The organism is Ciceribacter azotifigens (assembly GCF_048159625.1).
GTDB lineage: Bacteria > Pseudomonadota > Alphaproteobacteria > Rhizobiales > Rhizobiaceae > Allorhizobium > Allorhizobium azotifigens.
This window is the reverse complement of the sequence record NZ_JBLQTA010000033.1, coordinates 1-10,559: the sequence shown is the minus strand read 5'-3', so window position 1 is coordinate 10,559 and position 10,559 is coordinate 1. Positions and strand designations below refer to the sequence as shown.

The window sequence follows — 10,559 nt, the reverse complement described above, 5'->3', positions numbered from 1 at the left end:
GCGGCTTCGCTATCACCCAGCTACACCACTCGCCGGGACACGATCCAAGCCAGGCGGTCATTGCCATCAATGGCGCGGTTCAATCGTGACGGCTCACGGCCGTTACGAATGCGCCCGACTGGAAATGGGCATACCAGCTGTAGCGGGAACCACGAAAGCCGTTCGCCTCCCGCAAGACCGGTTAAATGGGTTGCCGCAGGAGGTTTAGCATCGCGACGGCAAAGCCGGAACCGGGACCGACAGCCTCCGGCGCGCGGGTCTGCTTTAAGCCAGCGATTGCCGCACGGGCCCTTTAACCCCGTTGGATGTGAGTCGCCTTGACTGGCTTCGAACCGTCGGCCCTTTTGACACAACAGCTATCCATCTGGAAATCCTGACCAGAGGACATCTGGCTTTGCCTGCTGGCGCCCGAAACTCTTCACGTGAGGGGACAGTCCGCTCCTGTCGGAAACCCCAGATAAGCGGACGTCTCGCATTTGAATCGGAATAACTGGCACCGTCCCCGCCGTAGCGGGGCGCGCGATGTCAGATCTCAGTTCGCTCCGCCAACTCCAGAGCATTTTCGATGTCTACACCAAGATATCGGACAGTGTTTTCGATCTTGGTATGCCCAAGCAAGATCTGGATTGTGCGAAGATTGCCCGTCGCCTTGTAGATCACCGCCGCCTTGGTCCGTCGGAGCGGGTGGGTACCATAGTCTTCGCGTCGAAGTCCGATCGCGGTGACCCATTCATCGACAAGTCGGGCATACTGGCGGGTACTCAGATGCTCGCCATGGTCGATCCGACCGGGGGAAAGCGTAGTCATCGACTGTGCCGCCTCCGCACTCAAGCCAAGCAAGCAGACTCGCCCTTACGTCCGCCGTGATCTCGAACTGGACAGGACGACCGGTCTTTTGCTGGACCACCATGGCACGGGTTCGGACTTCGTGTCCTGTGACCAAGTTTCCGATCTTGATTTTCACCTGATCGCCGCCTCGCAGCTTGCTGTCGATTGCAAGGTCAAACAGTGCGCGGTCGCGCATGCGTCCCTCTCTGTCGAGGAAGAAACGAATTGCCCATATCTGCCGCTGCTTGAGAGGCTTCTTCACACCGACCTTCCGGCCGGCATTCCAGGCCGGACGACCCAATGCAGCAGGATCATATTGTGCGATACCCATCAGACTTCTCCTTAGGCCACCATTGGCCAACGGAGAAACCTACAATCGAAGTTCTCTACACCCCGCTCGTCAGCTTCTGCAGTTTGAAAGCAGGGCTTTCCTGTGAGTGAAGTAACGAAAAGCCGTCGTTCACCCGGATACTGTGCCACTGCGCGTGACGCTCGATGCGGCGCTGGCGTTCGACGTCATTCCTGCTCAGCCATCCGATAGCCCACGCCCGGCTCCGTGCGCACGATCCGAGGCTGGGTCGGATCGCGCTCGATCTTCTGCCGCAGCTGACCGATGAAGACGCGGAGGTAATGTAGATCGTCGCCGTGAGCGGGTCCCCAGACTGATTTCAGCAGTGTCCGATGGGTCACGACGCGACCTGCGTGGCGGGCAAGCAGCAGCAACAGGTCATATTCCTTCGGCGTCAGATGGACGGATTCGCCGTTGCGCGAGACGAGGCGTTTGATGGGATCGATCGTTAGGCCGTCGATTTCCGTGACGGTCGGAATGGCGTCGCGGCGTCCGCGGTGGCGAAGCGCGGTTCGGACGCGGGCGGTAAGCTCGCCGATGCCGAAGGGTTTTTCGACGTAATCATCCGCGCCGAGGTCGAGAGCTGCGATCTTTTCGCTTTCACGGTCGCGGGCCGACAGGATGAGGATCGGGATGTCCGACCAGCCTCTGAGGTTCGCGATGACCTCCTTGCCGTCCATGTCCGGCAGGCCGAGATCGAGGATCACCAGGTCGGGCGCCTGGGTGGCGACGGCTTTGAGTGCTTCGGCTCCCGTTGCCGCCTCGACCACCTCGTAACCTGCGGCACCAAGCGACGGCTTCAGAAAGCGCTGGATCTGCGGCTCGTCATCCACCACCAGAATCCGGGACTGGCTCATCGGATGCTGTCCTTGTCTTCGCTGCTCGCGGGAAAGCGCATGACGATCCTTGTACCCCGTTTCTTCACGGCCGGGCTCTCGGCATGGATCCCGCCGCCCATGGCCTCGACGAAGCCGCGGGCGATGGACAGCCCGAGCCCGGTGCCCGGCGACCGTCCGTCCGGCTTGCCCCTGCGATAGAATTTTTCGAAGATCCGGTCCAGATCGTCTGCCGGGATCCCGCGGCCGAGATCAGTAACCGAGATCAGCACCTCCTTGCCGTCGCGCCTGGCATAGACGTTGATCGGCTCGTCGCCGCCATATTTCACCGCATTGTCGAGCAGATTGAACAGCACCTGGGACAAGAGCACGGTGTCGCCGCGAATGAGCGGCAGGCCCGCGGCGATCCCCGTTTCGATCACCCGGCCCGGCGCATATTTGCGCGTGCGGTCCACCGCCGACTGCACGACGTCGGCGACATCGACCCAGTCGCGCTTCGGCTTCAGGGTACCCGCCTCGATCCGCGTCATGTCGAGCAGATTGGCGACGAAGCGCGACATGCGGCCGCTTTCCTCCTCGATCGATTGCAGGAGGTCGTCGCGGTTCTCCGCCGTCATGCGGTCGCCCAGCTCACGAAGGCCGGTCACCGCGCCGGTGATGGTCGAAAGCGGCGTTCTCAGATCGTGCGAGATGGACGACAACAGCGCCTCGCGGTAACGCTCCCCCTCCAGCCGCGCCGCCTGCTCCGTCGTTTCCTCGGCGAGACGCGCCCGGTCGAGCGCGATCGCGGTCTGGTCGAGGATGGCACTGAGCGAGCGTTCGGCATTGAGGTCGAGCCGTTCCGCCGCGTGCTCGATGCCGCAAACGCCGACGATCCCGTGCGGGCCGAGGAGTGGGCGAAACTCGAACCGGCTGTTGGGCAGCGTCCCCGTCCCATGGCCGGCCGCCTCCTTCTTGTCGAAGGCCCAGCGCGCGGCTGTCAGATCGGTCAACTCGAGATCGGTATCCGGCGGCCAGGCGGCGGCCAGAACAAGCTCGCCGTCGGGGGCAATCAGCAAGGTCACCCTGCGCTTCAGGCTCGCCTGCAGCTGCGACACGGCGAGCCAGACTGCGTCCTCGGTCTTGGCCGTGCCCGCGAGCTTGCGGGAAAAGTCGTAGAGCGTCTGCAGCGCCGTTGCCCGGATGCGCGCGACTTCCGCCTGTTCGCGGATGCGCGAGGCAAAGCCGCCGGCAACGACGGCAACCGCCAGAAACACGAAGAGCGCGAACACCTCGTGCGGTGCTGCGATCGTAAACGTGTGCACTGGGTCGATGAAGAAGAAGTTGTAGGCGAGCGTCGAGAAGATGGCGGCGAGAAAGGCCGCGAGATAGCCCCCGGTGACGGAGGCGCCGAGCACGGCGAGCAGGAAGAGGATCGAGATATTCGGCAGGTCGACGAACAGCCCGATCAGCCGACCGGAGAACGTGGTAGCCACGACGAAACCGAGCGCGGTGACGACGGATGAAAAGACCGTCGCCAGCGGGAGCACCACCGGCAGGACGAGACGCCCCTGCCGAGCGTCGCCCCGGTCGGCCGTGACCAGATGGATGCCGAGGCCTCCGGCCCGCCGGGCGAGGGCCTCAGGCAGCGAGCGCGAGAACAGGTGCGCGAGCTTAGAGCGGCGTCTCGCTCCGACCACGATCTGCGTGGCGTGTTCCCGTCGGGCAAGTTTCAGGATCTCCCCTACAAAGTCATTGCCGATGACGTGGCGTGTCTCCGCCCCGAGCTGTTCGGCGAGGCGAAACAGCGCCTCGATCGTCTGCAGCCGTTCGGCGGTTCCGGTGTCGCGGTCGGCCTGTTCGACCGACACCACCATCCAGGGGGCGTTGAGCGCGGAGGCCAGACGGCTAGCGACCCTGACCACCTTTTCCGAAAGGGCATCCGGCCCGACGCAGACGATCAGCCGTTCGCTCGTCGCCCAAGGCCCGTCGATTCCGTTTTGCCGCAGATAGTCGACCATCTGGTCGTCGACGCGGTCGGCCGTGCGCCGCAGCGCCAGGTCGCGAAGGGCGGTGAGATTGCCGAGCCGGAAAAAGCGATCCGCCGCGCGGCTGGCGCTCTCGGGCAGGTAGACCTTGCCCTCCTTCAGCCGCTCGATCAGTTCGGACGGGGCGAGGTCGACCAGCAGTACCTCGTCGGCGCGTTTCAAGACGATATCGGGCACGCGTTCGCGCACGGTCACGCCGGTGATCTGGGTCACGAGGTCGGCAAGGCTTTCGAGATGCTGGATGTTGAGCGCCGTCCAGACATCGATCCCGGCGGCGATCAGTTCCTCGATGTCCTGGTAGCGTTTCGGGTGACGGCTGTCCTGCGGGTTGGTATGGGCGAGCTCGTCGACGATGACGATGCGCGGCCGCCTTGCGAGTGCTGCATCGAGGTCGAACTCCTCGAGCATGCGTCCGCGATGCGCCACCTGACGGCGCGGCAACAGTTCAAGCCCGCCCAGCAGCGCCGCCGTCTCGCCGCGGCCATGGGTTTCTACCAGCCCGACGACGACATCGAAGCCGTCCGCCTTCAGCCGGCGCGCCCGCGACAGCATGGCGTAGGTCTTGCCGACACCGGGCGCTGCGCCGAGAAATACAGTCAGCTTGCCCCGACGGTCCTTATCCGCCAAGGCAAGTAGGGCATCCGGATCGGGACGTCGGTCGTCCCCGCGGTCGTCATCCGCCATCGATCTCTCACATCTTCAGGGCATCGAGTGCCAGATTGAGCTCTAGCACATTGACCCTCGCTTCGCCGATAACGCCAAGCGCGGGTTTCTCGATCCTTTGCTCGACCAGCGAGGCAAGATCGACCGGATCGAGGCCCCGGGCGATGGCGACACGAGCAATCTGCCCGCGAGCGAAGGCCGGCGAGATGTGCGGGTCGAGACCGGAACCGGAAGCCGTAACCGCATCGGCCGGGACGGGCGACATCATGCCGATCGCAGTCAGCCGGCCGACATCGGCCGTGACGCGTTCCTTGAGCCTCGCCGAGGTCGTGCCGAGATTCGAGCCGGAAGAGGCTGCCGCGTTGTAGGGATCAGGGCCGGTCGCGGAGGGGCGCGGCCAGAAATAACGATCCGAGGTGAAATTCTGACCGACGAGGACGGAGCCGATGACGGCCCCGTCCCGCTCGATCAGGCTGCCATTGGCCTCGGCGGGGAAAAGCGCTTGGGCGATGCCGGTGATCGCGAGCGGATAGGCAAGCCCCGTGAGTGCGGTGAGTGCGACGACCAGAGTGAGGGCGGGTCTGATATGATTGAGCATGATTACACCAGATGAAGAGCGCTGACGGCGATGTCGATGACCTTGATCCCGGCAAAGGGAAGGGTCAGGCCGCCGACGCCGTAGACCAGCAGGTTTCGACGGAGCAGCGACGCAGCACCCGAGGGCCGATAGGCGACACCCTTCAGGGCGAGCGGGATCAGCGTCACGATGATGAGCGCGTTGAAGATGACGGCCGACAGGATGGCCGATTGCGGCGAGGCAAGCCCCATCACGTTGAGCGCATCGAGTGTCGGATATGTGGCGACGAACAGGGCCGGGATGATGGCGAAGTACTTGGCCACATCATTGGCGATCGAGAAGGTCGTTAGCGCCCCCCGCGTCATCAGGAGTTGCTTGCCGATCTCGACGATCTCGATCAACTTGGTCGGGCTGGAATCCAGGTCCACCATGTTGGCGGCCTCGCGGGCGGCCTGGGTGCCGGTCTGCATGGCCACACCGACATCCGCCTGGGCAAGCGCCGGGGCATCGTTGGTGCCATCGCCGCACATGGCAATCAGCCGACCACCCTGCTGCTCGCGGCGGATATAGCCGAGCTTGTCCTCGGGCGTCGCCTGGGCGAGGAAGTCGTCGACGCCGGCTTCCGAGGCGATGGCCGCTGCCGTCACCGGGTTGTCGCCGGTCACCATCACCGTGCGAATGCCCATGGCCCGAAGGGCGGCGAAGCGCTCCTTGATTCCGGGCTTGATGACATCCTTCAGGTGGATGACGCCCAGAAGCTGCTCCCCGTCGGCGACGGCAAGCGGCGTGCCGCCGGTGCGGGCGACCTGGTCGACGGCGCGGCGGAATTCGCCGGGCGCATCCTGTTCGGTGAGGCCGGCAAACCTCAGCACCGCATCGACGGCGCCCTTGCGCAGTCGGCGCTGACCGATGTCGACGCCCGAGAGGCGGGTTTCGGCGGTGAAGCCGATGACTGCGTCGAACTTCGGCTCCGGCATGGGAATGCCGAACTCACCCGTAGCAAGCGCCACGACGGAGCGTCCTTCAGGCGTCTCGTCTGACAGCGAGGCGATGAGCGCCGCTTCTGCCAGTTCCGCCGGGGTCACGCCGGGTGCTGCCAGGAAGTCGGTTGCCATGCGGTTGCCGAAGGTGATCGTGCCCGTCTTGTCGAGGAGCAGCGTGTCGACGTCACCCGCAGCCTCGACCGCGCGGCCCGAGGTGGCGATCACGTTGAAGCGCACCAGCCGGTCCATGCCGGCAATGCCGATCGCCGAGAGCAGCCCGCCGATCGTCGTCGGGATCAGCGTGACGAGAAGCGCCGCCAGCACCGTGACCGAGAGCACCGTGCCGGAATAGCCGGCCAGGCCCCAGATCGCGACGCAGACGAAGAGGAAAATCAACGTCAGGCCAGACAGCAGGATCGAGAGGGCGATCTCATTCGGCGTCTTCTGGCGCTGGGCCCCCTCGATCAGCGCGATCATGCGGTCGACGAAGGACGAGCCCGGCTGGACGGTGATCTTGATCTTAATCTCGTCGGAGAGCACCTGCGTGCCGCCCGTGACCGCCGAGCGGTCGCCACCGGATTCGCGGATGACGGGGGCGGATTCGCCGGTGATGGCGCTTTCGTTGACCGAGGCGACGCCCTCGAGCACTTCGCCGTCGCCGGGGATCAGCTCGCCGGCGGCGACCAGCACCACGTCGCCGACCTTGAGGCTGGAGGCCGGGATGGTTTCCGTCTTGCCGTTGCTGCCGAGCCGGCGGGCGACGAGTTCGGACTTCGTCTTCTTCAGGCTGTCAGCCTGGGCGCGGCCCCGGCCCTCGGCCACGGCTTCAGCGAAGGTGGCGAAGAGCACGGTGAACCAGAGCCAAGCGGCGATCTGGCCGGAAAAGCCCGCCGCGGCGGGATTTCCGGCGAGGTCGCGGATGAAGAGGATCGTCACGACGACCGCGACGATTTCGGTCACGAAGATGACCGGATTGCGCAGCAGCTTTCGCGGATCGAGCTTGACGACCGCATCGCGCATCGCCGGAAACAGGATCGCGGGGTCAAGAAGACCGGGAGCCTTGTTCTCTTTGGACATGATGGTTCCTTCAGAAGGTCTGGCCGGCGAGCATGGCGAAGTGTTCGACGATCGGGCCGAGAACCAGCGCGGGCAGGAATTGCAGGCCGCCGAGGATGAGAATGATGCCGATCAGCAGACCGACGAAGAGCGGGCCGTCGGTCGGGAAAGTGCCGGCAGACGCCGGTGTCCTCACCTTGGCGGCGAGCGATCCGGCAATCGCTATGACCGGCACGACATAGGCGAAACGGCCGAGCAGCATGGCGATGCCAAGCGTGGTGTTATACCAGAAGGTATTGCCGGTGAGACCGCCGAAGGCAGAGCCATTGTTACCGGCGGTCGAGGTGTAGGCATAGAGGATCTCCGACAGGCCGTGCGGGCCAGCCGTGCCGATGCTTGCCACCGCGAAGGGCAGCATGGCCGAGACTGCGGTAAAGCCGAGGATGACCAGCGGTAGGATGAGCACGGCCAGCATGGCGAACTTCATCTCACGGCCTTCGATCTTCTTGCCGAGGAATTCCGGCGTGCGGCCGACCATCAGGCCCGCGACGAAGACGGAGAGCAGCGCAAAGATCAGCATGCCGTAGAGACCGGAGCCGACCCCGCCCGGCAGAACTTCGCCGAGCTGCATCAGGAACATCGGCACGAGACCGCCAAGCCCGGTGAAGGAGCCGTGCATGCCGTTGACGCCGCCATCCGACAGGCCCGTGGTAACCGCTGCGTAGAGCGCCGTCATCGCCTGGCTGAAGCGGACTTCCTTGCCTTCCATGTTGCCGAGCGCGGGATCGACGCCGATCGCCGTCAGGATGGTGTTGCCCTGAGCCTCGGCCCAGTAGGTGACGGCAACGCCCGAGATTAGCAGGATCGCCATGGCCGCAATCAGCGCCCAGCCCTGCCTGCGGTTCCCGACCATCTGGCCGAAGCTGTAGACGAGTGCTGCCGAGATTGAGAGCATGGCGAAGATGTCGAGATAATTGGACCAGGCACTCGGGTTCTCGAAGGGGTGCGAGGCGTTGACGTTGAAGAAGCCGCCACCATTGGTGCCAAGCTGCTTGACCGCTTCCTGGGACGCGACCGGACCGAGGGCAATGACCTGGTTGGCGCCTTCCAGCGTCGTGGCCGTGACAGAGGCATCGAGCGTCTGCGGCAGGCCCATGGCGACGAAGGCGAGCGCAACAAGAATTGCCAGCGGCAGCAGGACGTAGAGTGTCGCCCTTGTCAGGTCTACCCAGAAATTGCCGAGCGTCGACACCTTCGAGCGGGCAAGCGCCCGGGTCAAGGCGACGGCGAGTGCCATGCCGGTCGCGGCAGAGACGAAGTTCTGCACGGTCAGCCCCGCCATCTGGCTGAATTGGCTGAGCGTCGTTTCGCCGCCATAGTTCTGCCAGTTGGTGTTGGTGACGAAGGAGACTGCCGTGTTGAAGGCAAGATCCGAGGGCACGCCCGGAAAGCCCTGCGGATTGAGCGGCAGATAGGCCTGCAGGCGCAGCATCGCATAGAGCACCAGGAAGCCGGCAAGCGAGAAGGCGAGCATGGCAAGCGTATAGGCGAGCCAGCTCTGCTCCTTCTCCGGATTGATGCCGCTCACGCTGTAGAGGTCACGCTCGAGCCGGCCGACGACCGGAGTTAGAAGGGTCGGTTCGCCGGAGAACACCCGGGCCATGTGGAGGCCGAGGGGCTTGATAGCGACGAGAACGGCAAGGAAGAGGAAGCTGATCTGAAGCCATCCGATGAGGGTCATGACGCTCTCCCGATCAGAACCGCTCGGGACGCAGCAGCGTCACAACGAGATAGACGCCGAGGGCGACGGCGACGAGAAGGCCGGAAAGGGGTTCAAGCATTTCTGCCCTCCTCACAGCCGGTCGAGCCCGCGGGCATAGAGCGCAAGCACGAGAAGCGTGCCAGCGCCAAGTGCGATGAAGATGAAGTCGAACATGTCCGGTTCTCCTGTTGATACGGACACAGGATTAAGCGCGCTTCGGGTCAGACTTCGATTGGGAAGAGGCGTGGTCGAGATAAAGAAAAGATAAGGAGAGGGCTCGCACGGCCAACTATTGCCCCATGCCAGTGGCGGGAACGGCACCGCGCAGTGTCTTGTGCCGTCCGGGCTAAATGTCTGCTTATCGGGCGACGTTTTCACCGGAAACGACGGAAATGGGATGCATAACTGCCGAAGCCACCGCAACTCGAATGGTCTTGAACAGAAACGAACCGCGGGTAGTGCGTCTGATTATCTAACGCACCGAGAAATCAACCTTCTTACGTCGATCGATACGGATCCTAAAGTTGTCGCCAGAGGAATGACGAAATTATCAAGCTGGCGACGTCAATCTCCGGGAAGAACATCCGGCCATTGCTGCGCCGCGTGAAGGACACGCAGTACGCGGACTGTCGTCTCCGTCACAATGTAGGCGGCGACATAAGGCGTACCGGAAACGACCAGTTCGCGTGTCCCCGCAATCCGGCCAGGACGACCGCTTTCCGGGAGGTCCTGAAGTCAACGGGCCGCAGCCATGATCCGTTCGTCGACCGAGATCGCGGCGGTAGGATTATCGACCTCAATATGCGTGAATATGCCGTCGCGATCTGAGAGCGCGAAGGCGGACCAGACGAGCTTCACGTTTTCAGGTCGCGTGCTCTGCGCCGGGCCGCTGCTCGACGCTCCGCAAAATGGGCCTCGACCTCATTGTCGGGAATGTCGGGCCGGGTGTCATTCAGCGCCTCGAGCACTTTCGACCGGAACCAGGCATCATGTCCCTCACTGCTAGTTACGAGCTCAAGCGGGAGAGAGCCTTCGTTGGCAGTTCGGGTCAGCAGGATCCGCACGGCATCTGAAACAGTCAGCCCCATGCTTTCAAGCACGGCGGAGGCACGATCCCGGACCTCGGCATCGATGCGAGTTTGAACAAGAGCATTTGCGGCCATGAACGATTCCTCTATTACGCGCAATGTAATGCAATCGAATGACAAATACTAGCATTCTCTACATGCCGGAGATATTCTTTTGCATACATAGGACTGCAGATCCGCGTGGTCGCAGTCGGGAGGCGAACCGACCTGAGAATGCGCGCAAGCCGGATCTGAGCACGCCTTGATGGGAAATAGACCCGCGACTCAGTCGTCCAGCAGCTTTGCTGGCATTGTTATTCTTCTAGATTGGGCAACCAGTGGCGCTCCGATTGCGGCCGCTCTCGTCCCTAAGCGGTCATCCCATGTCCTTTTGCGCCGCGCTGACTATCT

7 protein-coding genes and 2 pseudogenes are annotated in these 10,559 nt (G+C 63.5%); all 9 read right to left on the bottom strand.

The window, feature by feature from the left end:
• Window positions 1-525 precede the first annotated feature (525 nt).
• Window positions 526-1,159, bottom strand: a pseudogene (locus tag ACM6UT_RS22815) (tyrosine-type recombinase/integrase).
• Between the two features lie 185 nt (window positions 1,160-1,344).
• Entirely contained in the window at window positions 1,345-2,034 is a 690-nt protein-coding gene (locus ACM6UT_RS22810; RefSeq protein ID WP_416799579.1) for a response regulator, read from the bottom strand.
• On the bottom strand, window positions 2,031-4,724 hold the full coding sequence (locus tag ACM6UT_RS22805; protein ID WP_416799578.1) for an ATP-binding protein: 2,694 nt from the start codon (window positions 4,722-4,724) through the stop codon (window positions 2,031-2,033). Before ACM6UT_RS22805 ends, ACM6UT_RS22810 begins: the two co-directional genes overlap by 4 nt.
• Window positions 4,725-4,731: 7 nt before the next feature.
• Window positions 4,732-5,301, bottom strand: coding sequence for a potassium-transporting ATPase subunit KdpC (kdpC, locus tag ACM6UT_RS22800; protein WP_416799577.1), 570 nt, complete (start codon window positions 5,299-5,301; stop codon window positions 4,732-4,734).
• 2 nt (window positions 5,302-5,303) lie between these two features.
• Entirely contained in the window at window positions 5,304-7,340 is a 2,037-nt protein-coding gene (gene kdpB / locus ACM6UT_RS22795) for a potassium-transporting ATPase subunit KdpB (protein WP_416799576.1), read from the bottom strand.
• Window positions 7,341-7,350: 10 nt separating this feature from the next.
• Window positions 7,351-9,060 (bottom strand): potassium-transporting ATPase subunit KdpA, encoded by a 1,710-nt coding sequence (gene kdpA, locus ACM6UT_RS22790; RefSeq protein ID WP_416799575.1) that lies wholly within the window; start codon window positions 9,058-9,060, stop codon window positions 7,351-7,353.
• Window positions 9,061-9,073: 13 nt separating this feature from the next.
• A complete protein-coding gene (kdpF, locus tag ACM6UT_RS22785; RefSeq protein WP_416799580.1) occupies window positions 9,074-9,160 on the bottom strand; it encodes a K(+)-transporting ATPase subunit F in 87 nt (28 codons plus the stop codon).
• A 485-nt stretch (window positions 9,161-9,645) separates the two neighbouring features.
• Window positions 9,646-9,939: pseudogene (locus ACM6UT_RS22780) on the bottom strand (type II toxin-antitoxin system RelE/ParE family toxin).
• Window positions 9,936-10,244 carry a type II toxin-antitoxin system RelB/DinJ family antitoxin gene (locus ACM6UT_RS22775; RefSeq protein ID WP_416799574.1) on the bottom strand — a complete coding sequence of 103 codons (309 nt, stop codon included), beginning with the start codon at window positions 10,242-10,244 and terminating at the stop codon, window positions 9,936-9,938. The pseudogene ACM6UT_RS22780 and the gene ACM6UT_RS22775 overlap by 4 nt, the downstream one beginning before the upstream one ends.
• Between the last annotated feature and the right edge of the window lie 315 nt (window positions 10,245-10,559).